The organism is Micromonospora sp. BQ32 (assembly GCF_059358895.1).
In genome coordinates this window covers 195822-220645 of the sequence record NZ_JCADBI010000008.1, presented here as the reverse complement: position 1 = coordinate 220645, position 24824 = coordinate 195822, and the positions used below count along the sequence as shown (strand labels likewise).

The 24824-nt window shown below is 72.8% G+C and carries 21 protein-coding genes; 9 read left to right on the top strand and 12 right to left on the bottom strand.

Features of this window, described 5'->3' with window-relative positions; genetic code table 11:
- Positions 1-2: 2 nt before the first annotated feature.
- The 5 genes from hutU to hutH are packed head-to-tail and all read left to right on the top strand — an operon-like array spanning position 3 to position 6934.
- On the top strand, positions 3-1658 hold the full coding sequence (gene hutU / locus AC5L30_RS17830; RefSeq protein WP_494868527.1) for a urocanate hydratase: 1656 nt from the start codon (positions 3-5) through the stop codon (positions 1656-1658).
- Positions 1655-2857, top strand: a complete 1203-nt coding sequence (locus tag AC5L30_RS17825) for an allantoate amidohydrolase (protein WP_494868525.1) — start codon at positions 1655-1657, stop codon at positions 2855-2857. The genes hutU and AC5L30_RS17825 overlap by 4 nt, the downstream gene beginning before the upstream one ends.
- Positions 2848-4215: a formimidoylglutamate deiminase gene (locus tag AC5L30_RS17820; RefSeq protein ID WP_494868524.1), complete on the top strand. Its 1368-nt coding sequence runs from the start codon at positions 2848-2850 to the stop codon at positions 4213-4215. The genes AC5L30_RS17825 and AC5L30_RS17820 overlap by 10 nt, the downstream gene beginning before the upstream one ends.
- A complete protein-coding gene (hutI, locus tag AC5L30_RS17815; protein ID WP_494868523.1) occupies positions 4212-5399 on the top strand; it encodes an imidazolonepropionase in 1188 nt (395 codons plus the stop codon). The genes AC5L30_RS17820 and hutI overlap by 4 nt, the downstream gene beginning before the upstream one ends.
- Positions 5396-6934 carry a histidine ammonia-lyase gene (gene hutH / locus AC5L30_RS17810; protein ID WP_494868522.1) on the top strand — a complete coding sequence of 513 codons (1539 nt, stop codon included), beginning with the start codon at positions 5396-5398 and terminating at the stop codon, positions 6932-6934. Before hutI ends, hutH begins: the two co-directional genes overlap by 4 nt.
- A gap of 124 nt (positions 6935-7058) precedes the next feature.
- On the opposite strand, the gene rdgB is transcribed toward hutH, so the two are convergent.
- From rdgB to AC5L30_RS17755, 11 genes are all read right to left on the bottom strand, one after another.
- Positions 7059-7676 (bottom strand): RdgB/HAM1 family non-canonical purine NTP pyrophosphatase, encoded by a 618-nt coding sequence (rdgB, locus tag AC5L30_RS17805; RefSeq protein WP_091393561.1) that lies wholly within the window; start codon positions 7674-7676, stop codon positions 7059-7061.
- A gap of 52 nt (positions 7677-7728) precedes the next feature.
- A complete protein-coding gene (gene rph / locus AC5L30_RS17800; protein ID WP_030487206.1) occupies positions 7729-8454 on the bottom strand; it encodes a ribonuclease PH in 726 nt (241 codons plus the stop codon).
- A gap of 9 nt (positions 8455-8463) precedes the next feature.
- Positions 8464-9633 carry a glycosyltransferase gene (locus tag AC5L30_RS17795; RefSeq protein WP_494868520.1) on the bottom strand — a complete coding sequence of 390 codons (1170 nt, stop codon included), beginning with the start codon at positions 9631-9633 and terminating at the stop codon, positions 8464-8466.
- Positions 9630-10775 (bottom strand): glycosyltransferase family 4 protein, encoded by a 1146-nt coding sequence (locus AC5L30_RS17790; protein WP_494868518.1) that lies wholly within the window; start codon positions 10773-10775, stop codon positions 9630-9632. The genes AC5L30_RS17795 and AC5L30_RS17790 overlap by 4 nt, the downstream gene beginning before the upstream one ends.
- Before the next feature lie 109 nt (positions 10776-10884).
- Positions 10885-11628: an MBL fold metallo-hydrolase gene (locus tag AC5L30_RS17785; RefSeq protein WP_494868517.1), complete on the bottom strand. Its 744-nt coding sequence runs from the start codon at positions 11626-11628 to the stop codon at positions 10885-10887.
- Positions 11629-11851: 223 nt separating this feature from the next.
- A complete protein-coding gene (locus tag AC5L30_RS17780) occupies positions 11852-12817 on the bottom strand; it encodes a PLP-dependent cysteine synthase family protein (protein ID WP_196921333.1) in 966 nt (321 codons plus the stop codon).
- Between the two features lie 11 nt (positions 12818-12828).
- A complete protein-coding gene (locus AC5L30_RS17775; RefSeq protein WP_494868514.1) occupies positions 12829-13200 on the bottom strand; it encodes a MoaD/ThiS family protein in 372 nt (123 codons plus the stop codon).
- 65 nt (positions 13201-13265) lie between these two features.
- Positions 13266-13754, bottom strand: coding sequence for a M67 family metallopeptidase (locus AC5L30_RS17770; RefSeq protein WP_030487200.1), 489 nt, complete (start codon positions 13752-13754; stop codon positions 13266-13268).
- Between the two features lie 52 nt (positions 13755-13806).
- Positions 13807-14307: a DUF2017 domain-containing protein gene (locus tag AC5L30_RS17765; protein WP_238661313.1), complete on the bottom strand. Its 501-nt coding sequence runs from the start codon at positions 14305-14307 to the stop codon at positions 13807-13809.
- Positions 14304-14594, bottom strand: coding sequence for an ATP-dependent Clp protease adapter ClpS (clpS, locus tag AC5L30_RS17760; protein ID WP_030331276.1), 291 nt, complete (start codon positions 14592-14594; stop codon positions 14304-14306). Before clpS ends, AC5L30_RS17765 begins: the two co-directional genes overlap by 4 nt.
- 148 nt (positions 14595-14742) lie before the next feature.
- Positions 14743-16293, bottom strand: a complete 1551-nt coding sequence (locus AC5L30_RS17755; protein ID WP_494868512.1) for a P-loop NTPase family protein — start codon at positions 16291-16293, stop codon at positions 14743-14745.
- 194 nt (positions 16294-16487) lie between these two features.
- Between AC5L30_RS17755 and AC5L30_RS17750 the strand changes: the two genes are divergently transcribed.
- Genes AC5L30_RS17750 through AC5L30_RS17735 form a run of 4 tightly spaced genes read left to right on the top strand, consistent with a single transcriptional unit; the run spans position 16488 to position 22387 of the window.
- Positions 16488-19166, top strand: coding sequence for a LuxR C-terminal-related transcriptional regulator (locus tag AC5L30_RS17750; RefSeq protein WP_494868511.1), 2679 nt, complete (start codon positions 16488-16490; stop codon positions 19164-19166).
- Positions 19167-19182: 16 nt separating this feature from the next.
- Entirely contained in the window at positions 19183-20469 is a 1287-nt protein-coding gene (locus AC5L30_RS17745) for a nicotinate phosphoribosyltransferase (protein WP_494868509.1), read from the top strand.
- Positions 20470-20517: 48 nt separating this feature from the next.
- On the top strand, positions 20518-21099 hold the full coding sequence (locus tag AC5L30_RS17740; protein ID WP_494868507.1) for an isochorismatase family protein: 582 nt from the start codon (positions 20518-20520) through the stop codon (positions 21097-21099).
- Between the two features lie 40 nt (positions 21100-21139).
- Positions 21140-22387, top strand: coding sequence for an MFS transporter (locus AC5L30_RS17735; RefSeq protein WP_494868506.1), 1248 nt, complete (start codon positions 21140-21142; stop codon positions 22385-22387).
- 614 nt (positions 22388-23001) lie between these two features.
- On the opposite strand, the gene ctaD is transcribed toward AC5L30_RS17735, so the two are convergent.
- The gene (ctaD, locus tag AC5L30_RS17730) at positions 23002-24762 is read right to left on the bottom strand and encodes an aa3-type cytochrome oxidase subunit I (protein ID WP_494868504.1); all 1761 of its coding nucleotides are present in this window, start codon (positions 24760-24762) and stop codon (positions 23002-23004) included.
- Between the last annotated feature and the right edge of the window lie 62 nt (positions 24763-24824).

Sequence of the window (24824 nt, the reverse complement as noted above, 5' to 3'; positions counted from 1 at the left end):
AGATGACCCAGCCCATTCGTGCCGCACGGGGCAGCCAGCTCACCACCCGCGGGTGGCAGCAGGAGGCCGCCCTGCGGATGTTGATGAACAACCTCGACCCCGAGGTGGCCGAACGCCCCGACGACCTGGTGGTCTACGGCGGCACCGGCAAGGCGGCGCGGGACTGGCCGTCGTACCACGCGTTGGTCCGCACGCTGACCGACCTGCGCGAGGACGAGACGATGCTCGTGCAGTCGGGCCGTCCGGTCGGGGTGATGCGCACCCACGAGTGGGCGCCCCGGGTGCTGCTGGCCAACTCGAACCTGGTCGGCGACTGGGCGACCTGGCCGGAGTTCCGCCGCCTCGAACAGCTCGGCCTGACCATGTACGGGCAGATGACGGCCGGTTCGTGGATCTACATCGGCACCCAGGGCATCCTCCAGGGCACCTACGAGACGTTCGCGGCGGTGGCCGCCAAGCGGTTCGACAGCACCCTCGCCGGCACGCTGACGCTCACCGCCGGCTGCGGCGGGATGGGCGGCGCGCAGCCCCTCGCGGTCACCATGAACGGCGGCGTCTGCCTGATCGTCGACGTGGACCGCAGCCGGCTCGACCGTCGGGTGCACGACCGCTACCTGGATGAGGTCGCCGACTCCCTGGACGACGCGATCGCCCGGGTCCGCGCGGCGAAGCGGGACCGCCGGGCGCTGAGCGTCGGCGTGGTCGGCAACGCCGCCGAGGTCTTCCCGGAGCTGCTGAACCGCGGCGTCGAGATCGACATCGTGACCGACCAGACCAGCGCGCACGACCCACTGGCGTACCTGCCGGTGGGCGTGGAGCTGGCCGAGGGCCGGGACTACGCCGCCGCGAAGCCGGCCGAGTTCACCGACCGGGCCCGCGCGTCGATGGCGCAGCACGTCGAGGCGATGGTCGGTTTCCTCGACGCCGGCGCCGAGGTGTTCGACTACGGCAACTCGATCCGGGGTGAGGCGCAGCTCGGCGGCTACCAGCGCGCCTTCGACTTCCCGGGCTTCGTGCCCGCGTACATCCGGCCGTTGTTCTGTGAGGGTAGGGGCCCGTTCCGGTGGGCGGCGCTCTCCGGCGACCCGGCCGACATCGCGGCCACCGACCGGGCCATCCTCGACCTGTTCCCGGAGAACGAGTCGCTGGCCCGTTGGATCAAGCTGGCCGGTGAGCGGGTCGCCTTCCAGGGCCTGCCGGCCCGGATCTGCTGGCTCGGCCAGGGCGAACGTGACAAGGCGGGCGTGCGGTTCAACGACATGGTCGCCTCCGGCGAACTCTCCGCCCCGGTGGTGATCGGCCGGGACCACCTGGACACCGGCAGCGTCGCGAGCCCGTACCGGGAGACCGAGGGGATGGCCGACGGCTCCGACGCCATCGCCGACTGGCCGCTGCTCAACGCCCTGGTCAACACGGCCAGCGGTGCCTCCTGGGTGTCCATCCACCACGGCGGCGGCGTGGGCATCGGCCGGTCGATCCACGCCGGGCAGGTGTGCGTGGCCGACGGCACCGCCCTGGCCGGTCAGAAGATCGAGCGGGTGCTCACCAACGATCCGGCGATGGGGGTCATCCGGCACGTCGACGCCGGCTACGACAGCGCCCGCGAGGTCGCCGAGCGCACCGGAGTTCGGGTTCCCATGACCGAGGGACCCGCATGAGCGACGACCTTGCTGCCCGGTTCCGGGCGCTGTGGGACGAGATCGCGCCGGTCGGGCGGGACGCCGACAGCGGCGGCTACCTGCGGTACGCGTTGACCGAGCCGGAGATGGAGCTGCGCGGCTGGTTCCGCGCGCAGGCCGAGCGGCGTGCCATGCCGGTCACCGAGGACGGCAACGGCAACCTCTTCGCCCAGTGGGGTGACCCGGAAGCCGAGGACGCGGTGCTCACCGGCAGCCACTTCGACTCGGTGCCGCACGGCGGGGCGTACGACGGGCCGCTCGGCATCGTGAGCGCGTTCCTCGCCGTGGACGAGCTGCGCGCCGCCGGTGTCACGCCGGACCGGCCGCTGGTGTTGGGTGCCTTCGTCGAGGAGGAGGGGGCGCGCTTCGGCGTACCGTGTCTGGGGTCGCGGCTGCTCACCGGGGCGCTGTCGCCCGAGCGCGCGGCCGGCCTGCGCGACGCGGCCGGGGTGAGCTTCGCCGAGGCGCTCGGTGACCGGCCGGCGGGCGCCCGCCCGGAGTTGCTGGGCCGGTTCGGCGCCTTCGTGGAGTTGCACGTCGAGCAGGGCCGCGCGCTCGTCGACACGGACGCGCCGGTCGCGGTGGCCAGCGCGATCTGGCCGCACGGCCGGTGGCGCTTCGACGTGGTCGGCGAGGGCAACCACGCGGGCACCACCCGGATGGCCGACCGCCGCGACCCGATGCTGACCTACGCGTTCACGGTGCTGGCGGCCAACAAGGAGGCCCGGCTGCGCGGCGCGCACGCCACCGTGGGCCGGGTCGCCGTCGAGCCCAACGCCACCAACGCGATCCCGTCGAAGGTGACCGGTTGGCTGGACGCCCGGGCCGCCGACCCGGAGACGCTGACCGGGCTGGTCGACGCGGTGCGCGGCAAGCTCGCCGAGCGGGCCCGCCGCGACGGTACGACGGTGACCGTCACCGAGGAGTCGGCCACCCCGGTGGTCGCCTTCGACGGCGGGCTGGCCAAACGCCTGGCCACGCTGCTCGACGCGCCGGTGCTGCCCACCGGCGCGGGGCACGACGCCGGGGTGCTCGCCGGGCACCTGCCCACCGCGATGCTCTTCGTGCGCAACCCGACCGGGGTGTCGCACTCCCCCGCCGAGGCCGCGACCGACGAGGACTGCGCGGCCGGGGTACGGGCGCTGGCCCGGGTGCTGGAGGAGCTGACATGTCGGTGACACCGTCCCGCTGGCTCGCCGAGTACGCCTGGCTGCCCGAGCACGCCGAACCCACGCCCGACGTACTGATCGAGGTCGAGGACGGCCGGATCACGGCGGTGACGCCACTGACGCCCGGCAGCCGGCCACCGGCCGGGGTCGAGGTGCACGCCGACGCCGTGCGGCTGCCCGGGCTGACCCTGCCCGGCCTGTCCAACGTGCACTCGCACGCCTTCCACCGGGCGCTGCGCGGGCGTACCCACGGCGGGCGGGGCGACTTCTGGACCTGGCGGGACCAGATGTACGCGGTGGCGGACCGACTCGACCCGGACACCTACCTCGCCCTGGCCCGTGCCGTGTACGCCGAGATGGCGCTCGCCGGGATCACCTGCGTGGGCGAGTTCCACTACCTGCACCACCGACCGGACGGCGGCGCGTACGACGACCCGAACGCGATGGGCGCGGCGCTGGTGGAGGCCGCCGCGCACGCCGGGATCCGGCTCACCCTGCTAAACACCTGCTACCTGACCTCCAGCGTGGACGGTCGACCCCTCGCCGGGCCGCAGCGCCGCTTCGGCGACGGTGACGCGGCCCGCTGGGCCGAGCGAGTCGCAACGTTCCAGCCGACCGACTCGCACGCCAGGGTCGGCGCGGCCGTGCACTCGGTGCGGGCCGTCCCGGCCGATCAGCTGCGCACGGTCGCCGACTGGGCCCGGGAGCGGCAGGCGCCGTTGCACGTGCACCTCTCCGAGCAGCCCGCCGAGAACGACGAGTGCCGGGCCGTGCACGGGCGTACGCCCACCGCGCTGCTCGCCGAGCACGGCGTACTCGGGCCGCACACCACCGCCGTGCACGCCACCCACCCCACCAGCGCGGACCTGACGCTGCTCGGCGACAGCCGGACCGGGGTGTGCCTCTGCCCGACCACCGAGCGGGACCTCGCCGACGGCATCGGCCCGGCCCGGCGGATGGCCGACGCGGGCATCCGGTTGAGCCTCGGCAGCGACAGTCACGCCGTGATCGACCTGTTCGAGGAGGCTCGGGCGGTGGAGCTGGACGAGCGGCTGCGTACCCGCCGGCGCGGCCACTTCGCGCCGCTCGACCTGCTGGGCGCGGCCAGCCTCGCCGGGCACGCCGCGCTGGGCTGGGCCGACGCCGGGAGGATCGCGGTGGGGGCCCGCGCCGACCTGGTGACGGTACGCCTGGACAGCGCCCGCACCGCCGGGGTGCCGCCGGTCGGCGCGTTCTTCGCGGCCGGCGCGGCGGACGTCGAGCAGGTCGTGGTGGACGGTCGGGTGGTGGTGGCCGAGGGCCGACACCTGACCGTCGACGTGCCGACCGAACTGTCGTCCGCGATCGAGGCGGTGACCCCCTCATGAGCGGCAGCCTGCTGGTCGACAACATCGGCGAGCTGGTCACCAACGGTGCCGGCGAGGGGCCGCTCGGCATCCGCCGCAACGCCGCAGTGCTGGTCGAGGAGGGCCGGATGGTCTGGGTCGGGCCGTCCGCGTACGCGCCGGCCGCCGACCATCACATCGACGCCGGTGGGGCAGCCGTGCTGCCCGGCTTCGTGGACAGCCACGCCCACCTGGTCTTCGCCGGGGACCGGGCCGCCGAGTTCGCCGCCCGGATGGCCGGTCAGCCCTACACCGGCGGCGGCATCCGGACCACGGTCGGCGCGACCCGGGCCGCCACCGACGACGAGCTGCGGGTCACCGTGCGCCGGCTGCGCGGAGAGGCGCTGCGCCAGGGCACCACGACCATGGAGATCAAGAGTGGGTACGGCCTGACCGTCGCCGACGAGGCCCGCTCGCTGCGGATCGCCGCCGAGACCAGCACCGAGACCACCTTCCTCGGCGCGCACGTGGTCCCCGCCGAGTACGCCGACCGCCCCGACGACTACGTGGGGCTGGTCTGCGGGCCGATGCTGGCCGCCGCCGCTCCGTACGCGAAGTGGATCGACGTGTTCTGCGAGCGGGGCGCCTTCGACGTGGACCACGCCCGCGCCATCCTGGCCTGCGGTCAGGCCGCCGGGCTGGGCGTACGACTGCACGCCAACCAGCTGCACCCCGGCCCCGGGGTGCAGCTGGGCGTGGAGCTGGACGCGGCCAGCGTCGACCACTGCACCCACCTCAGCGACGCCGACGTGGCCGCGCTGGCCGACACGGCCCACAGCGACGGGTCGGGCACCCGCACGGTGGCGACCCTGCTGCCCGGCGCGGAGTTCTCCACCCGCTCGCCCTACCCGGATGCCCGCCGGCTGCTCGACGCCGGTGTCACGGTGGCGCTGGCGACGGACTGCAACCCCGGCTCGTCGTACACCTCGTCGATGCCGTTCTGCGTGGCCCTCGCGGTCCGCGAGATGCGGATGACCCCGGCGGAGGCGGTCTGGGCCGCCACCGCCGGTGGCGCGCGGGCGCTGCGCCGCGACGACATCGGTGTCCTCACCCCCGGCGCGCGGGCCGACCTCGTCGTCCTCGACGCGCCGTCGCACCTGCACCTGGCCTACCGGCCCGGTGTCCCCCTGATCCGCCAGGTAATACGCAACGGAGTTCCGCAATGACGAACGTGACCATCCAGCCCACCGGGATCACCGCCGACGACGTTCTCGCGGTGGCCCGCGGCACCGCCACGGTCGTCCTCGCCCCGGCCACCATCGAGGCGATGGCGACCAGCCGGGCCATCGTGGACGGCATCGAGTCGTCGGGCCGTCCCGTCTACGGGGTGTCCACCGGGTTCGGGGCGTTGGCCAACACCTTCATCGCCCCGGAGCGGCGGGCCGAGCTGCAACACGCGCTGATCCGCTCGCACGCCGCCGGGGTGGGCGCTCCGATGCCGCGCGAGGTGGTCCGGGCCATGATGCTGCTGCGGGTCCGGTCCCTCGCCCTGGGCCGCTCCGGGGTCCGGCCGCTGGTCGCCGAGGCCCTGGTCGACCTGCTCAACCACGACATCACCCCGTGGGTGCCGGAGCACGGCTCGCTGGGCGCCTCCGGCGATCTGGCGCCGCTGGCGCACTGCGCGCTGGTGCTGCTCGGCGAGGGCTGGGTGCTCGGTCCGGCCGGTGAGCGGCAGGACGCGGCCGACGCGTTGACCGCCGCCGGGCTCAAGCCGATCGAGTTGGCCGCCAAGGAGGGGCTGGCGCTGATCAACGGCACCGACGGGATGCTCGGCATGCTGCTGCTGGCCATCCACGATTCGGCGCACCTGTTCGCCATGGCCGACGTGACGGCCGCGCTGGCCATCGAGGCGATGCTCGGCTCGGAGCGGCCGTTCCTGCCCGAGCTGCACGCGATCCGCCCGCACCCCGGTCAGGCGGCGTCGGCGGCGAACATCCACCGGCTGTTGCAGGACTCCCGGGTGATGGACTCACACCGCGACGACCTGGCGCACGCCGTGCAGGACGCGTACTCGATGCGCTGCGCGCCGCAGGTGGCCGGCGCGGCCCGCGACACCCTGGACTTCGTCCGCACGGTCGCCGGCCGGGAGCTGGTGTCCGTGGTGGACAACCCGGTGGTGCTGCCGGACGGCCGGGTCGAGTCGACCGGTAACTTCCACGGCGCGCCGCTCGGCTTCGCCGCGGACTTCCTGGCCATCGCCGCCGCCGAGGTGGGCGCGATCGCCGAGCGGCGGGTCGATCGGCTGCTCGACGTCACCCGCTCCCGGGAACTGCCGGCGTTCCTCTCCCCCGACGCCGGGGTCAACTCCGGGCTGATGATCGCCCAGTACACGGCGGCCGGGATCGTCGCCGAGAACCGTCGGCTGGCCGCCCCCGCCTCGGTGGACTCGCTGCCCACCAGCGGAATGCAGGAGGACCACGTCTCGATGGGCTGGGCGGCGGCCAAGAAGCTGCGGACCGTGCTGGACAACCTGACCAGCCTGCTCGCGGTGGAGCTGCTGGCCGGCGTACGCGGCCTGCAACTGCGCGCCCCACTGGAGCCGTCCCCGGCCGGCCGGGCGGCCGTCGCCGCGCTCGGTGCGGCAGCCGGCGAGCCCGGCCCGGACGTGTTCCTCGCCCCGGTGATGGAGGCGGCCCGTGCCGTCGTCGCCGGGCCGGAGTTGCGCGCCGCCATCGAACGGGAGGTCGGCCCGCTGGGTTGACCTCCGTCGGGTCGCTGTCGTCCGCCGCGGGTCAGGCGGCGGGCGGCAGCACCTCGCGCCCGTCACGCGGCGGGCGGCAGCACCTCGCGCCCGTCACGCGGCGGGCGGCAGCACCTCGCGCCCGTCAGGCGGCGGGCGGCAGCACCTTGGCGATCAGTTTGGCCAGCTCGCGCAGCGCCTTGCCCCGGTGGCTGATGGCGTCCTTCTCCGCCGGGGTCAGCTCCGCGTTGGTCCGGTCCTGTCCGTCGCCCAGGAAGATCGGGTCGTAGCCGAACCCACCGTCACCGCGCGGCGCGCGCAGCACCCGCCCGGACTGCCGGCCGTCGACGAGGTGTTCCTTGCCGCCGGGCAGCACCAACGCCACCGTGCAGACGAACGAGGCGGCCCGCTGCTCGTCCGGGACGTCGGCGATCTGGTCCAGCACCAGCTGAAGATTGGCCCGGTCGTCGCCGTGCTGGCCGGACCAGCGGGCGCTGAACACCCCCGGCATCCCGTTGAGCGCGTCGACCGCGAGCCCGGAGTCGTCGGCGATGGTCGGCAGCCCGCTCTGCCGGCAACCCTCCCGCGCCTTGATCAACGCGTTCTCGCCGAACGTCAGGCCGGTCTCCGGCAGCTCCGCGTACTGCTCGACGTCGTCCAGGCCGAGCAGGGCGATCCGGTGCGCGCCGAGCGCGCCGTCCAGGATCCGCTGTAGCTCGACCAGCTTCTTGCGGTTACGGGTGGCGAGCAGGACCTTGTTCATACTGAGTCACCTCTGTTCGCGACTGCGGGGCTCGCAAGCTCACTCCTCGCGCTCACGCGAGTGCCTTCCGCTGGGCTTCGGCCAACTCGGCGCAGCCGGCGACGGCCAGGTCGAGCAGGGCGTCAAGCTGGTCGCGGGCGAACACGCCCGCCTCACCGGTGCCCTGCACCTCGACGAAGTCGCCCGCGCCGGTACACACCACGTTCATGTCCACCTCGGCGGCGACGTCCTCCTCGTAGCAGAGGTCGAGCCGGGCCTCCCCCGCGATGATCCCCACGCTGACCGCGGCCACCGAACGGTGCATCACCTTCTCCGGCTTGCCGGCCAACGCCTTCCGGGCGGCAAGCCAGCCCACCGCGTCGTGCAACGCGACGTACGCGCCGGTGATCGCGGCCGTGCGGGTGCCGCCGTCGGCCTGGAGCACGTCGCAGTCGAGCACGATCGAGTTCTCGCCGAGCGCCTTGAGGTCGATGCTGGCCCGCAGGCTACGGCCGATCAGCCGGGAGATCTCGTGGGTACGACCACCGACCCGACCCTTGACGCTCTCCCGGTCGGAGCGGGTGTTGGTGGCCCGGGGCAGCATCGCGTACTCGGCGGTCACCCAGCCGAGCCCGGAGCCCTTGCGCCAGCGGGGCACCCCCTCGGTGACGCTCGCCGTGCAGAGCACCCGGGTGCCGCCGAACTCGACGAGCACCGAGCCCTCCGGATGGGTGCTCCAGCCACGGGTCAGGGTCACCGGTCGGAGTTGAGAGGGCCCTCGCCCGTCAGGTCGCGCCATGCCTGCACCCTATGCGGTGCGGCGATCCACCTCGCTCGGGGTGCCCTGGGGAACGTCCGCGCCGTGCACACCGAGGAACCCGGCGACCGCGGTCGGCCAGCCGAACTCCTCGGCCCGCGCCCGGGCGGCCCGCCGCCGCTGGGCCTCCGGCCGGGCCGCCAGGCGGCTCACCGCCGCCGCCATCGACGCCCCCGAGCCGTACGCCGCCAGCCCGGCCCCGCCGACCACCTCGGGCAGCGCGCTGGCCGCGTTGACCACCACCGGAGTGCCGCAGGCCAGCGCCTCCAGGCCGGCGAGACCGAAGGTCTCCACCGGGCCCGGTGCCAGCACCACGTCCGCGCTGGCCAGCAACGCGGCCACCGCGGCGCGGTCCGGCAGGAAACCGGTGAACGTGACCGGCAGCTCCGCCGCCCGTCGGGCCAGCGCGCCGCGCAACGGGCCGTCGCCGGCCATCACCAGCACCGCCGGTACGCCCGCCCGGCGCAGCTCGGTGAGGGTCTGCACGGCCAACTCCGGCCGCTTCTCCGGGGAGAGCCGGGCGCAGTGCACCAACAGCAACTCGGTGGGGTCGGCGTACCGCTCGCGCACCCGTGGGTCGGCCCGGTGCGGGGCGAAGGTGTCCAGGTCCACCCCGAGCGGCACCAGGTCCACGTTGTCGGCGCCGATCCGGTCGAACTCCTCGGCAGCCCACCGGGTCGTGCAGACGATCCGGTCGTACGCCCGACTGGTCGCCCGGTTGAGCCGGTCGGCGGTCGGCCGGCGCACCGGGTCCGGCACACCCCACTGGCCGAGCAGCCCGGTCAGCGACTCGTGCGACACCATCACCGACGGCACCCCGTGCGCCCGCGCCCACCGGCCGGTCCAGCGCAGCGACGACCGGTCGGAGACCTCCAACCGGTCCGGTGCCAGGTCGGTGAGGAGCCGGGCCAACCGGCGTCGGCCGGCCAGCAGCCGGTAGCCACCACTGCCCGCCAGCCGCGGTCCGGGCAGGGTGACCACCCGCCCCCACGGGTAGGTCTCGTCGGCGGCCCGCTGACCGGGTATCACCAGCACCGGATCGTGCCCGGCCGCCCGGTAGCCCGCACCGAGATGCCGCAGCGCGGTACGCAGGCCGCCGGAGCGTTCCGTCACGAAGTTGGCGAGCCGCACGATCCGCAGCCCGCCGGCGGCCCCGGTCACGACGCGGCCGGCAGGCCGACGGTGGCGGCGACGGCGCGTACCGCGTGGTAGTGCCCGATCAGCTCGTCGCCGACCGCCGCCCAGCTACGGCGACTGACCGCGACCCGGGCGGCCAGCCCGTAGGCCCGCCGCCGGTCGGCGTCGCCGGTCAGTTCGGCCACCGCCGCGGCGAGCGCGTCGCCGTCGTTCGGCGGCACCAGCAGCCCGGTCACGCCCTGGTCGACGAGGTCGACCGGGCCGCCGCTGGCCGGCGCCACGACCGGCACCCCGGAGGCCAGCGCCTCCTGGATGGTCTGACCGAAGGTCTCGTGCGGTCCGGTGTGCACGAACAGGTCCAGGCTGGCGTAGAGCCGCGCCAGGTCCTCGCCCTGCTGCACGCCCAGGAAGGTCACCCCGGGCAGTTCCCGGTCCAACTGGCGGCGGGTCGGGCCGTCGCCGGCCACCACCACCCGTACGCCGGGCAGCCGGGACGTCGCCGCCAGCAACTCCACCCGCTTCTCCGGGGCGAGCCGACCGACGTAGCCGACCAGCAGCTCACCGCCGGGCGCCAGCCGGCCCCGCAGCGCCGCGCACCGCTTGGCCGGATCAAAGCGAACGGCGTCCACCCCGCGCCGCCACAGCCAGATCCGCTGCACCCCGTTGGCGATCAGGTCGGCGGCGGCCCGGGTCGAGGGGGCGAGGGTGCGCTGCGCCGAATTGTGGATCTCGCGGATCCGCCGCCACGCCGCAGCCTCGCCCCAACTCACCCGGTACGCCCGGGCGTACGCCGCCACATCGGTCTGGTAGACGGCCACCGTGGGCAGCCCGTGCCGGCTGGCCAGGGTGGCCGCCCGGGCGCCCAGGACGAACGGGCTGGCCAGGTGGACCACGTCCGGCTCGGCCGAGAGCAACGCCCCGGTCAGTCGGGCGGTGGTCGGCACGCCCAGCCGGAAGCCCTGGTAGCGGGGCAGCGGCACGCTCGGGATGCGCACCACCGGGTACGGCAGCCGGTCGATGCCCTGCCGGCCGGCGCCGGGCGGGGCGGGCGCGATGACCACTGGCTGATGGCCCCGGTCGAGCAGGTGCTCCGCCGTCCGCACCACGGAGTGCGCGACGCCGTTCACATCCGGTGGGAACGACTCGGTCACGATGGCGATCCGCATGCCCACACCGTGCGGGTGCCATGGGTGCGCCAGACGACCGTCCGCTGACCGGCCGGCGAACAGTACGGCACAACACCGCGGCCCGGCCTCGCGAACCAGACGTGCCGCGTCAGACGTCGTAGCTGGCGCCGGGCCGGACCACCTCGAGCGGCCCGGTGTACGCGGAGGCGGCCGACTCCAGCGTGTGTGCCTCGCTGCCCCAGGCGGGCACCAGGTGGGTGAGCAGCAGCCGACCCACCGCGGCCTTGGTCGCCGCCTCACCGGCCTCCCGACCGGTCAGGTGCAGATCCGGCGGGTTGTCCATGCCGTCGAGGTAGCTGGCCTCGCAGAGGAACACGTCGGCGTTCTGGGCCAGCCGCAGCAGCGCGTCGCAGGGCGCGGTGTCCGACGAGTAGCACAGCGAACGGCCGTCGTGCTCCAGCCGCACGCCGTACGTCTCGACGGGGTGGTTGACCCGGTCGACGGTGACGCTGAACGGGCCGATCGGGAAGGTGCCCGGCTGGAGCGCGTAGAACTGGTACACGTCCTCCACCGAACCGTCGTCGCCGTACGCGGCGCTGAGCCGGTCCGGCGCGCCGGCGGGCGCGTACACCGGCAGCGCCGGGTAGGGGCCGTCCGGGGCGTACCGGCGCACCACCACGTACAGCACGGCGTCGAACATGTGGTCGCAGTGCAGGTGGGTCAGCAGGATCGCGTCCGGGGCGTGCAACCCCGCGTACCGCTGGAGGCTGGACAGCGACCCCGAGCCGAAGTCGACCAGGAGCCGGAAGCCGTCGGCCTCGACGAGATAGGCCGAGCAGGGGGATTCGGGGCCAGGAAAACTGCCGGCGCTTCCCAGAACGGTCAGTCGCATCGAGTGGTCTCGCTGTCACTATCAGTAGCACCCGTGCCGGCGATGGTCCCGGCCATGATCTCTACCGACGCGTACGCCACGCTGCGCAGCCTACGCTGGCGCACCCGGCGGCAAGAATCATCCAACGGAAGTTGTCACGAACGTGACACCCGCTCGCGGTACGCCGGGCAGCGAACGGGCCGTCGACAAATGTCGACGGCCCGTAGTCGGCAGACCAGATCGGTCAGGCCCAGAGCTGCCCCTCCAGGGCGTCCTCGGCATCGGCGAGCGTGCCGCCGTACGCCCCGGTGGACAGGTACTTCCAGCCGCCGTCGCAGACCACGAACGCCACATCGGCCCGCCGGCCGTCGCGCACCGCCTCGTGCGCCACCGCCAGCGCGGCATGCAGGATGGCACCGGTGGAGAACCCGGCGAAGATGCCCTCCACCTCCACCAGCTGGCGGGTACGCAACACCGCGTCCCGGGTGCCGACCGAGAACCGCCGGGAGAGCACCGACGCGTCGTAGAGCTCCGGCACGTACCCCTCGTCGATGTTGCGCAGGCCGTAGACCAGCTCGCCGTAGCGCGGCTCGGCGGCCACGACCTGGATGCCCTCGACCTTTTCCCGCAGGTAACGCCCGGTGCCCATCAGGGTGCCGGTGGTGCCCAGCCCGGCCACGAAGTGCGTGATGCTGGGCAGGTCGTGCAGCAGCTCCGGCCCGGTCGTCTCGTAGTGCGCCCGCGCGTTCGCCTCGTTGCCGTACTGGTAGAGCATCACCCAGTCGGGGTGCTCGGCGGCGATCTGCTTGGCGGTGGCCACCGCCTGGTTGGAACCGCCCGCCGCCGGCGAGAAGATGATCTCCGCCCCGTACATCCGGAGCAGTTGGATCCGCTCGGTGGAGACGTTCTCGGGCATCACGCAGACCAGCCGGTAGCCGCGCAGCTTGGCCACCATCGCCAACGAGATGCCGGTGTTGCCACTCGTCGGTTCGAGGATGGTGTCACCCGCGCGGAGCCGGCCCGCCTCCTCCGCCGCCCGGACCATGAACAGCGCCGCGCGGTCCTTGATGCTGCCGGTGGGGTTGCGGTCCTCCAGCTTGGCCCAGAGCCGCACCGGAGGGGCCCCGTCAGGCACCGTCGGGGAGAGCCGGGGCAGGCCGACGAGCGGCGTACCCCCGCAGGCGTCCAACAGGCTGTCGTACCGCGCCACGGCGGCCGACCTCAGCGAGCCGCGACGGCGTCGCGGGCCACCGCGGCGGCGGCGCTGTGCGAGCTGACGCTGTGCGAGCTGATCGCCGCCGCTGCGGCGAAGCCGAACGCGCCGCCGGCCACGGCCGGCAGAATGGTGACGCTGTCGCCGTCGGAGAGCTTCGCGTCCAGCGCGCCGAGGAAGCGGACGTCCTCGTCGTTGACGTAGACGTTGACGAAGCGGTGCAGCGTGCCCGCGTCGGTGATCAGCCGGCCGCGCAGACCGCCGTGCCGAGAATCCAGGTCGGTAAGCAGCTCGGCGAGCGTGTCGCCGGCGCCGTCGACGACCTTCGCGCCGCCGGTGTAGCTGCGCAGGATGGTGGGGATGCGAACCTCAATAGCCATGATGTCGAACTCCTCGATCGGGTGTGCCTACGGTGACGGGACGAGACGGTTGCGGCGCTGACAGGTCAGCGGCCGGAACACTCGTAATCGACCGTCGCCGGGCTCTGCCCGAACATGTAGGACTGGACGGCGTGCGGGTCGACACCGGCCTCCACGACACGGACCGGCTCCTCGGTGACCACGCCGTCGACGATCCGGAACGACCGGATCTCCTCCGAGTCGGGCTCACGGGTCGAGACGAGCAGGTAGTGCGCGCCCGGCTCACCGGCGAAGGAGACATCCGTCCGCGAGGGGTACGCCTCGGTGGCGGTGTGCGAGTGGTAGATGACGACGGGCTCCTCGTCCCGGTCGTCCATCTCCCGCCACACGCGCAGGTGCTCCATCGAGTCGAACTCGTAGAAGGTCATCGACCGCGCGGCATTGTCCATCGGGATGTGCCGGGTCGGGGTGTCGCTGCCGACGGGACCGGCGACCACGCCGCACGCCTCGTCAGGGTGATCCCGGCGCGCGTGGGCGACGATCGCGTCGATGATCGACCGGTCGATGCTCAGCACGTGCACCAGCCTAACGCCTGCCGGGCACGGGCCGAAGTGGTGCCGGTCACCCCTAGTCGATCAAGGCGTTGAGCAGCGACTCCTGTAGATACCCGAGATAGGCGTAGACCGAAAGCTGGAACACCCGGCTGGAACCCGGGTCCTCGGCGACCGCGTCGTCCAACTCCTCGCCCAGATCCGTGCCGTCCTTGATCTCCAGGCGGACGCCCATGGCGAGCCGGGCGTCGTTCAGCGCCCGCAACCACGCCTCGGCGGCCTCGGCGTCCAGCCGCACCTCGCCGCCGGCGTCGTCCGGCAACGCGGCCAGGATCGCCCCCGCCTGGTCGATCTTCGCGGTCTTCAGGTCGCCCTCGGTGTAGCGGCGAAACTCGGCGGTGCCCGGAGCGTCCTGCGGGTAGACCGCCGGGAAGAGCCGACCGACGACCGGGTCGGTGTGGTCGAAGCCATCGGTGAGCAGACCCACCACCTCGGTGGCGACCTTGCGCAGCACCCGCACCTCGTCGACGGCGAAGACGGCGACGTAGCGACCGGCCTGGCGATGGAACATGCTCATGATCTGTCCACCGTCGCCCACAGCCCGTACGCGTGCAGCTGCGACGCGTCGTGCTCCATCCGCTCCCGAGCGCCGGTGGAGACCACGGCACGGCCCTTGTGGTGCACGTCCAGCATTAGCTGTTCGGCCCTCTCCCGGCTGTAGCCGAAAAGCTTCTGGAACACCCAGGTCACGTACGTCATCAGATTGACCGGGTCGTCCCACACGATCGTCACCCACTGCCGGTCGGACGCCGGCACCTCGTCAGTGTCCGGCGTCTCGACCGGTACAACCTGCGGAGCTGCCATGCCCCCCATCGTGCCACCGGTTTCCCGGAACCGAGGAACCGGAACGCCGGCACGGCGCGGATCGCCCACCCCCGGCACGCCCGACCCGGCCCCGACGCCCTCGGACGCGGGGTCCGGCCCGGACCCGGACCAACCGGTGGGCACGCCGTCAGGCGAGCAGAATGCCGTGATCGACTGCATCGGAGAGCACCGCGCCCAGCGAGAGGCGGATCACCTCGAACCGTCGGGAGATCTCCCTGGACAACCCCAACTCGACCTCGCGCACCGCCCGCTGCGACCAGGCCCGCGCCGCGCTGTGGTCGTCGTTGCCGGGCGTACGCCACTGCTGCCAGCACCCGCCGGAGAGCGCCACCGCCACCGGCGGCAGCACCTCGTCACGGGACGCCGCCGGATAGCTGGCGGTGGCGTCGATCGCCTCCGGGCCGGTCAACTCGGCCACCCCGGCCGTGCTGGTGATCAGAAGCACCTTGTCCAACTCGTGGCCGGGCCGGTGATCGGCCAGACCGTACTGCACGGCCCTGGCGATCCGGCGTCGCACGCCCTCGGCCGGCGGCGCGCCGAGCACCCGGGACGCAACGTCGGTCACGATGCCGCGTACCGCCTGATCGCACTGCGCGGTGGCCAACAGCGACAACGCCGCCATCTCCCGGTCGAGGAGATCCGGTAGGCCGGCGCAGCCGACTCCGAACACGATCTCCTGAACGGCCCGCAGGTGGATGTTCGCCAACTCCAGGGCGAGGTGTTGGCGGATCCGCTGAGCGCACGAGCGGGCGTGGCGGTCGAGCCGTTCGGACCAGTCACCCGGATCGGCGGCCACGGCGACGCGGCCCTGCTGGCCCGGAAAAACCGGTGGGTCGACGCTGGCCCGCTGCAACCCCTCACGCGACGACCAACCCACCAGCGCCCGCCGCAGGTCCGCGGCGGAGTCGGCGTCGTCGACCGGAAACCACCGCGCGCCGGCCAGCGCCGGCACCGCGGCCAGCAGCGCCGCCCGATGTGCCTCCACCGTCACCGCGACCGCATCCACCTCGGTCTCCGCACCTCCGACCGGCGGGACGGACGCCCCCGCGCCCTCCGTAGTCGCCGCGTCGTCGGCCAGCGGAGCCCAACCCGCCGCGCCCGGGGTGACCGCGAAGACGACCTCCACCGAGGTCGGGGCGACTTCGGCGAGCAGGTTCAACTCGGCGGCGGTGAACGCCTGGTCGGCGGCGATCACGAAGAGCAGCGCGCCGGCTCGACCCACCGCCTCGAGCAGCACCCGGGTGCCGGACACGCCGAGTGTGGCGGTGTCCGGAACGTCGATCAGGGTGAAGTGCCGCAGCAGTGGCTCGGGCACGCTCAGCTCGACCCGCCGGGGCGGGCGTGCCAATGCCGGACCGGCGGCGTCCCGGTCCGCGCCGTACGAGTGCGGCTGCCGGTAACCGGGCACGAACGCCGCCCGGGTGGGCACCTTGGCGTTGCGCACCACCAACCAGCTGCCGGCCGGCACGGTGAGCATGAACGGGTCGAGCCCGAGCAGGGTGGCGAGCACGGCACGCCGCTCGGCACCGGCCGGGCCGACGGCGACCACACCGAGCGGCTCGTCCGGGGCGGCGCCGGCCACGCCGACCCGGGTGGGGAGCGGGCCACAGGTGGGTAGGTCGGTTGGGCCGGTCATGTCGTCGGGCGAGTCGACCGAGGGGAGAGGGCCCTGCTTCATCAGGTGCCTCCCGTTGCAGGTGACCGGAGGTCCGGTCGCGAAAATTCCGGTACGTTAACCCGGATGTCGGAAGACTACGGGCGGGCCGGCGACCGGGCGGAACACCCCGAATACTCACCGGTAATTGTGCGATTACTCAACTTCGTACGGTGACGGTGCGGGCGCGGACGGATTTCGATCGATATGCTGCGCGGATGAGTCGATGGGAGTTCGTCGGCCGCACGGATGAGCTAAACCGCCTGCTGGAGGCGGTGACCGGTGAGGCCGGCCGGGGGCTCTTCTTCAGCGGTAGCGCTGGCATCGGCAAGAGTCGGCTCCTGCGCGAGGGCGTGGGCGCGTTGCCCACCGACCGGTTCGCGATCTGGTCCATCGCCGCCAGCGCCACCACCGCGGCGCTGCCGTTCGGCGGGCTGGTCCAGGTCCTCCCCGCCGAGCAGCCCCAGGGTCTCTCCCCCGCCGGCGTCCTGCGCTGGGCGCTCAACGTGCTGCAACAGCAGGCGGCCGGCCGACGGATCGTGCTCGCCATCGACGATGCCCACCTGCTCGACCCACCCTCGGCCGCCCTGGTGCACCTGGTCGCCCGCGCCGAGAACGCCACAGTGGTCGGCACCCTGCGCGACGGCGAGCAGATCCCGCTGCCGATCCGCGCACTCTGGACCGACGACCTGGTCGAGCACGTCGAGCTGACCCCGATGCCGCAGGCGGAGACCACCGACCTGTTGGCGGCGATCCTGGGCGGCCCGGTCGACGCCGGCTCCGCCGACCGGCTCGGTCGGCTGTCGGCCGGCAACCCGTTGCTGCTGCGCGAGCTGGTGCACGCCGCCAACGGCAGCGCCGAGTTGAAGCGCACCTACGGGATCTGGAAATGGACCGGGCGACTGGAGCTGGCGCCCAACCTGACCGACCTCATCGACACCCGGGTCGGCAAGCTCACCGACGGCGTCCGCGCGGTCGTCGAGCTGGTCGCGTTCGGCGAACCACTGGGCCTGCACCTGCTGCGACAGGCCGCCGAGCAGTCGGACGTGGAGACCGCCGAGGAACGCGGGCTGATCACCGTGGTCCAACACGACCGGCGCACCAACGTCCGGCTGGCGCACCCGCTCTACGGCGAGGTCATGCGCCGTCGCTGTCCGGTCAGCCGCACCCGCCGGCTTCAGGCACATCTCGCCGAACTCCTTGAGCAGGTCGGCAAACGCCGCCGCGACGACCTGCTGCGGGTGGCCGTCTGGCGACTCGACTCGGGCACCGCACAGGACCCGGCCCTGCTGCTGGACGCCGCGGTGCAGGCGTTCACCCGCTACGACGTGCCGCTGGCGACCCGCCTCGCGCGGGCCGCGCTCAACGCCGACGGCGGCTACGACGCCGCGGAGCTGCTGGCCACCATCCTGATGTTCGCCGACCGGCCCGACGAGGCGATCGACGTCCTGGACGCGGTGACCCCGGAGCCCGGCGACGAGCGGCGGCTCTGCCGTTGGCTGACCGTGCGCGGCATGGTCAGCTACTGGGGGCTGAGCCGACAGTCCACGGTGGAGGAGATCGCGAGCCGGGTCGAGCAGCTCAGCGACTCCGCCGACCGCTCCCGGGTGCACGCCTTCGAGGCGATCATGCGCCTGCACCGACTGGACACGGCCACCGCCGTGCGGCTCAGCCAGCGCGTCCTGGACCGGCCGGCGGCCGGCGTCGCCGCCCGCGAACTGGCCCGGTCCACCATCGCGTACGTCCAGGCCGCGCAGGGCGAGCTGACCCGCAGCGGTACGGCGATCGCCCAGGTGCACTCGGCCGCGGCCAGTTGGCGCACCGACATGCCCTACCTTCAGTTGGCCCTGGAGCTGGCCCGGGGCACCCGACTCATGCTCACCGGCGACCTGGCCGGGATCGACGCGATCGTGGCCGACGAGTTCGCCGACCTCGCCGGAGCCGGCGACTTCCGCCTCGGCACCGGCTACCTGGCCATTCTCCAGGCGTACGCGGCCCGGCTGCGTGGGCAGAGCGACGCGGCCATGCGGACCTCCCTGGGCGCCTGCGCGGTGCTGGCCACCAGTCGGGTCTACGCCGGTCTGGCCCAGGCCGAACGCGCCCAGTCGGCGGCGCTGCGCGGTGACGCCGCGCAGGCGGTCGCGGCGATGGCCGAGGCCGACCGCACCCACGCTCCGGGTATGGCGGTTCTCTACCCCTGGCTGGAGCAGGCTCGGGGCGCGTCGCTCGCCGTGTCGGGCGACCTGCCGGGCGCTGTCAAACACCTCGGCGATCTGGTGGATCGGCTGCGCTCGGACGGCTTCGCCGGGCACGAGGTGCACGTCCTGCACGACCTCGTCCGACTGGACCAGGCGGGCATGGCGGTCGGGCCCACCTGTTCCGACGGTGGCCGGCGCACCGTCGCGCAGCGCCTCGCCGAGCTCTCCGAGCGGGTCGACGGGGTGCTCCCGCCGCTGTTGGCCCGACACGCCCGCGCCGCGGTGACCGACTCCCCCACTGATCTGCTCGCGGTCGCCGACGACTACGTCGCCCTGGAGTTGACCGTGTACGCCGCCGAGGCCACCTCCCAGGCCGTCCAGCGGTTGCGCCGACAGCAGTCGGCCGCGGCCAACGACGCCCGGGAGCGCCTCGCCGGGTTGCTCGGGCGCTGTGACCTGATCCGGACGCCGGCGCTCCAGGCCGGCGCGCCGGTGCTCACCGAGCGGGAGTGGCAGGTGGCCCGTCTCGCCGCGCACGGCGCCGCCAGCCGGGCCATCGCGGAACGGCTCTACCTCTCGGCGCGCACTGTGGAGAACCACCTACAGCGGATCTACACCAAGCTCGGCGTCACCAGCCGGGCCGAGCTGTGGGCGGCGTTGCGCTCGATCCCGGGCCACGACGGCGGCGACCCGAGCTGAACCTTAGGCTGGGGCGGTGAGCAACCACCGCCCCGCGCTCCTGACCGACCACTACGAGCTGACCATGGTCAGCGCGGCACTGAAGGACGGCACCGCCGACCGCCGGTGTGTCTTCGAGGTGTTCAGCCGCCGGCTGCCGAGCGGCCGCCGGTACGGCGTGGTCGCCGGGACGGCCCGGCTGATCGAGCTGATCCGCGACTTCCGGTTCGACCCCACCGAGGTCGAGTTCCTGCTGCGGAACGGGGTGGTCGACGAGGCGGCGGCGGCGTGGCTCACCGACTACCGCTTCACCGGCGACGTCGACGGGTACGCCGAGGGTGAGCTGTTCTTCCCCGGTTCACCGATCCTCACCGTTTCCGGTGGTTTCGCCGAGTGCGTGGTGCTGGAGACGCTGGCGCTCTCCGTGCTCAACCACGACAGCGCGGTGGCCGCCGCGGCGGCCCGGATGGTGACCGCGGCGCGGGGCCGGACACTGATCGAGATGGGGTCGCGTCGGGCGCACGAGGAGGCGGCGGTGGCCGCGGCGCGGGCCGCGTACCTGGCCGGGTTCCGGTTCACGTCCAACCTCGCCGCCGGTGCGCGCTACGGCATCCCGACGGCGGGCACGGCGGCGCACGCGTTCACCCTGCTGCACGACGACGAGCGGGCGGCGTTCGCCTCTCAGGTCGCCACGCTGGGCAAGGACACCACGCTGCTGGTCGACACGTACGACATCAGCCAGGGCATCCGCAACGCGATCGCGGTGGCCGGGCCGGAACTGCGGGCGGTACGGATCGACTCCGGCGACCTCGCGGTGATCGCTCAGCAGTCCCGGGAGTTGCTCGACTCGCTGGGCGCCACCGAGACCAAGATCATCGTATCCGGTGACCTGGACGAGTACGCGATCGCGGCGCTGGCCGCCGAACCGGTGGACATGTACGGCGCCGGCACGGCCGTGGTCACCGGCTCCGGGGCACCGACCGCCGGGCTGGTCTACAAGCTGGTCGAGGTCGAGGGACGGCCGGTGGTGAAGCGCTCCGAGCACAAGGCGACCATCGGCGGCCGAAAGGTCGCGGTCCGCCGGCACAAGCCGACCGGCACCGCCACCGAGGAGGTCATCGTCCCGCAGGGCGTTCCGGACCGGCAGCCCAACGACCGCCTGCTCCAGCAGTCGTACGTGGTGGCCGGTGAGCTGGTGTCGCTACCCACCCTCGACGAGTCACGGGAGCACCTGCGGGAATGCCTGATCTCCATCCCGTGGGAGGGGCTGAAGCTCTCGGCCGGCGACCCGGCCGTGCCGGTCACCGTCGTACCCGCTGACTGAGCCACCCCCGACGCCACAGACCGACCGTACGAGAGAGGAAACCGTCCGATGGCCAACGCGCTGATCATCGTGGACGTGCAGAACGACTTCTGTGAGGGCGGCTCACTGGCCGTCGGCGGCGGGGCGGGGGTGGCCGCCGGGATCTCCCGGTTACTCGCCGCCGAGCCGGACCGCTGGGCGCACGTGGTCGCCACCAAGGACTACCACGTCGACCCGGGTGCCCACTTCGGCGATCCGCCGGACTTCGTGGAGTCCTGGCCCCGGCACTGCGTGGTCGGCACCAGCGGTTCGGAATTCCACCCCGAACTGGACACCGCACGGGTTGAGGCGATCTTTCACAAGGGCGAGCACGCGGCGGCGTACTCCGGTTTCGAGGGGCATGCCGACGACGGCGAGTGCCTGGCCGACTGGCTGCGCCGGCACGACGTGGACCGGGTCGACGTGGTGGGCATCGCCACGGACCACTGCGTCCGGGCGACCGCGCTGGACGCCGCCCGGGAGGGTTTCGCCACCACCGTGCTGCTCGACTTGACCGCCGCCGTCGCCCCGGCGACCACCGACGTGGCTCTGCACGCGATGGACAGCGCCGGGGTGACTATGCACGGTCAGCCTGTGATCAGGGCCGCATGAGGCGCTAATTGGTTGGCCATGGGGCCGCCGCCGGTCGAGGATGTCGCCGGAGGTACGGACCCACGTGAACATGAAGCCTTACCGGCGGGCGCTCGCCCTGCCCGGCCTGCGATCGTTGCTACTGGTCGCCGTCCTCGCCCGCATTCCGCTCACCGCGACCGGGGTGACGCTGACCTTCCACGTGGTGTTCGATCTTGATCGGGGCTACGGGGCGGCCGGCCTGGTGGGTGCTGCCGTCACCGTAGGCGCGGCGATCGGCGGGCCGCTGCTCGGCCGACTGGTGGACCGGCGTGGACTGCGCCCGGTCCTGGTGCTCACCGGGATCGCCGAGGCGATCTTCTGGTCCACCGCGCCCTCGCTGGCGTACCCCGTGCTCCTGCCGGCCGCCTTCGTGGCCGGCTCCCTGGCCCTGCCCATCTTCTCCGTCGTCCGTCAGTCGATCGCCGCGCTGGTCCCCGAGGACCAACGCCGCCCGGCCTACGCACTGGACTCGATGTCGGTGGAGCTGTCCTTCATGATCGGCCCGGCGTTGGCGGTGGCCCTGGTCACCGCGATCTCCGCGCAGACCACCATGTACCTGGTCGGTGGCGGCATCGTCGCCGCCGGGATCGCCCTGTGGTGGGTCAACCCACCGATCCGGGATGCCGCCGAGCCCACCGGCCCACAACGCCGGGTGCCGCGCCGGGAGTGGCTGACCCCCCGACTGCTCGCCGTGCTGGCGCTCAGCGCCGCCGCGACCCTGGTGCTCGGCGGTACCGACGTGGCGGTGGTCGCCGTCCTGCGGGCCAGCGGCGAGGTCGGCTGGACCGGCGCGGTCCTGGCCATCTGGGCGGTCGCCTCGCTGGCCGGCGGTTTCGCCTACGGAGCCGTCCACCGCTCGTTCTCCCCGCTGGCACTGACCGCCGCACTGGCCCTGTGCACCATTCCGGTGGGGCTGGGCGGTGCGCACTGGTGGCTGCTGTGCCTGGCGCTGATCCCCGCCGGCGCGCTCTGCGCGCCGACCATCGCGGCCGGCTCGGACGCGGTCAGCCGCCTGGTTCCGGCCGAGGTACGCGGTGAGGCGATGGGGCTGCACGGGTCGGCGGTCACCGTCGGCATCGCGATCGGCGCACCGCTCGCCGGCGCGGTGATCGACGCCAGCGCGCCACTCTGGGGCTTCGTGGTGACTGGTGCGCTCGGCGCGCTGGTCACCCTGGTGGTGCTCCCGATCGAGCTGCGCCGCCGCCGCAACGCCGAGGCGGCCGCCCCGCCGCCCGTCGAGGCCGACCTCACCCCCGCCGCCCGCTGACGGCCCCCGCCGACGTCAGCGAAGCTGGAGGTCGGCGCCCTGCGCCGGTCGGAGCACTGGGCTGTCTGACCGCGACGGTCCCGCCGCGCCTGAACGCCCTGCGCTGGAGCGCCTGCGCTGGACCCGCACCGCACTGGGCCGGGGCGCGCCGGACCGCGCCGCGCTGGAGCCGGGCGCGCTGGGGCCACGCCGCACTGGGCCCGCGCCGCACTGGGGCCGGGCACGCTGGGGCCGGGCACGCTGGACCGCGCGGCGCTGGAGCGGCCTGCGTCGGAGCGCGCCTGCGCTGAGGCGGGGTGTGCGGGATCGCGTCGCACTGGAGCGGGCTGCTCTGCCTGAACTTGCCGCTCCACACCGGTCGGCGACCAACCCGACCGCCGACGGACGGCACATGCTCACAGCGGATATACCTGTGAGGCATATTTATGCCTCACAGGTATATCGCTCGTCAGCACTACCGCCACCCGGAGACCCGGCCACGCAGGCGCCGCCGGTGAGCGACGCGGCGCGCCCGATGCGTGGCAAGACGCGGGCGTGACAGTGGCTGGACATGGCGGCGGGCGCCGCTCCCGGTGTCCCGGGGGCGGCGCCCGCCGTACTGCTGAGCTTGAGCGTCAGTGCCGGTCGATGTCGCTCGCGGTGTCCTCGCGGTAGCTGGCTCCGCCGTCCGACTCGCTGGTGAGCGGCTTGGCGCCACCCTCCGGCGGGCCGGCCAGGCTCTGACCACCGGCCGCCAGCTCCGGGAACTTCGCGTCGAACGCCGGCCGCTCGGAGCGGATCCGCGGCATCCGGTCGAAGTTGCGCAGCGGCGGCGGGCTGCTGGTCGCCCACTCCAGCGAGTTGCCGTGACCCCAGGGGTCGTTCACCTCGACCACAGGGCCGGTCTTGTACGACTTCCAGCAGTTGTAGATGAACGGCAGCGTCGAGATACCGGTGATGAACGCGCCGATCGTGGAGATCATGTTCAACGTGGTGAAGCCGTCGATGGGCTGGTAGTCGGCGTACCGGCGGGGCATGCCCTCGTTGCCGAGCCAGTGCTGCACCAGGAACGTGGTGTGGAAGCCGATCATGGTGAGCCAGAAGTGCACCTTGCCGAGGCGCTCGTCGAGCATCCGGCCGAACATCTTCGGGAACCAGAAGTAGATGCCCGCGAAGACCGCGAACACGATGGTGCCGAAGAGCACGTAGTGGAAGTGCGCCACCACGAAGTACGAGTCCGACACGTGGAAGTCGATCGGCGGGCTGGCCAGCAGCACACCGGTGAGACCACCGAAGAGGAAGGTGACCAGGAAGCCGACCGCCCAGAGCATGGGCGTCTCGAAGCTGATCTGGCCCCGCCACATGGTGCCGATCCAGTTGAAGAACTTCATACCGGTCGGCACGGCGATCAGGTAGCTCAGGAAGCTGAAGAACGGCAGCAGCACCTGGCCGGTGGCGAACATGTGGTGCGCCCAGACGCTCATGGAGAGCGCGGCGATCGCGACGGTCGCGGCGACCAGACCCTTGTAGCCGAAGATCGGCTTGCGGGAGAAGACCGGGATGACCTCGCTGATGATGCCGAAGAACGGCAACGCCACGATGTAGACCTCGGGGTGCCCGAAGAACCAGAACAGGTGCTGCCAGAGCATCGGCCCACCGGTCGCCGGGTCGTACACGTGCGCACCGAGGATGCGGTCCGCGGCGAGCGCGAACAGCGCGGCGGCCAGCAGCGGGAAGACCAGGATCACCAGGAGGCTGGTGACCAGGATGTTCCACGTGAAGATCGGCATCCGGAACATGGTCATGCCGGGGGCGCGCAGCGTGAGGATCGTGGTGATCATGTTCACGGCACCGAGGATGGTGCCCAGACCGGAGATGGCCAGACCCATGATCCACATGTTGGCGCCGACGCCGGGCGAGTGCTCGACGCTGCTCAGCGGCGCGTACGCGAACCAGCCGAAGTCAGCGGCGCCACCCGGGGTGATGAACCCGGCGGTCGCCATCGTCCCGCCAAACAGGTACAGCCAGTAGGCGAAGCTGTTCAGCCGGGGGAAGGAGACGTCCGGCGCGCCGATCTGGATCGGCACGATGTAGTTCGCGAACGCGAACACGATCGGCGTCGCGAAGAACAGCAACATGATCGTGCCGTGCATGGTGAAGAGCTGGTTGTACTGCTCGGGCGACAGGAACTGCAGCCCGGGTCGGGCCAGCTCAGCCCGCATGATCAGGGCCATCAGGCCACCGATCATGAAGAACACGAACGCGGTGACCATGTACATGATCCCGATTTGCTTCGCGTCCGTGGTTCGCAGCAGCCGCGCGATGGCCGACCCCTTGACCGGCTCCCGGACCGGCCAGGGCCGGGTCACGACCGGCTTGGGTGCGACGGTGGTCACGAGTGGCCTCCGGTTCTCGGTTGTCCCGCTCGGCACACGCTGGTTATCGGCGGGCCGTCATC

Bases quoted from the DNA above. Each gene is read 5' to 3' on its own strand.
- AC5L30_RS17775 (WP_494868514.1), bottom strand. From the start codon at position 13,200: ATGGCTATTGAGGTTCGCATCCCCACCATCCTGCGCAGCTACACCGGC.
- AC5L30_RS17755 (WP_494868512.1), bottom strand. From the start codon at position 16,293: ATGAAGCAGGGCCCTCTCCCCTCGGTCGACTCGCCCGACGACATGACC.
- hutU (WP_494868527.1), top strand. From the start codon at position 3: ATGACCCAGCCCATTCGTGCCGCACGGGGCAGCCAGCTCACCACCCGC.
- AC5L30_RS17820 (WP_494868524.1), top strand. From the start codon at position 2,848: ATGTCGGTGACACCGTCCCGCTGGCTCGCCGAGTACGCCTGGCTGCCC.
- hutH (WP_494868522.1), top strand. From the start codon at position 5,396: ATGACGAACGTGACCATCCAGCCCACCGGGATCACCGCCGACGACGTT.
- AC5L30_RS17765 (WP_238661313.1), bottom strand. From the start codon at position 14,307: ATGAGCATGTTCCATCGCCAGGCCGGTCGCTACGTCGCCGTCTTCGCC.
- AC5L30_RS17740 (WP_494868507.1), top strand. From the start codon at position 20,518: ATGGCCAACGCGCTGATCATCGTGGACGTGCAGAACGACTTCTGTGAG.
- clpS (WP_030331276.1), bottom strand. From the start codon at position 14,594: ATGGCAGCTCCGCAGGTTGTACCGGTCGAGACGCCGGACACTGACGAG.
- AC5L30_RS17735 (WP_494868506.1), top strand. From the start codon at position 21,140: ATGTCGCCGGAGGTACGGACCCACGTGAACATGAAGCCTTACCGGCGG.
- AC5L30_RS17785 (WP_494868517.1), bottom strand. From the start codon at position 11,628: ATGCGACTGACCGTTCTGGGAAGCGCCGGCAGTTTTCCTGGCCCCGAA.
- hutI (WP_494868523.1), top strand. From the start codon at position 4,212: ATGAGCGGCAGCCTGCTGGTCGACAACATCGGCGAGCTGGTCACCAAC.
- AC5L30_RS17825 (WP_494868525.1), top strand. From the start codon at position 1,655: ATGAGCGACGACCTTGCTGCCCGGTTCCGGGCGCTGTGGGACGAGATC.
- rdgB (WP_091393561.1), bottom strand. From the start codon at position 7,676: ATGAACAAGGTCCTGCTCGCCACCCGTAACCGCAAGAAGCTGGTCGAG.
- rph (WP_030487206.1), bottom strand. From the start codon at position 8,454: ATGGCGCGACCTGACGGGCGAGGGCCCTCTCAACTCCGACCGGTGACC.
- AC5L30_RS17750 (WP_494868511.1), top strand. From the start codon at position 16,488: ATGAGTCGATGGGAGTTCGTCGGCCGCACGGATGAGCTAAACCGCCTG.
- AC5L30_RS17790 (WP_494868518.1), bottom strand. From the start codon at position 10,775: ATGCGGATCGCCATCGTGACCGAGTCGTTCCCACCGGATGTGAACGGC.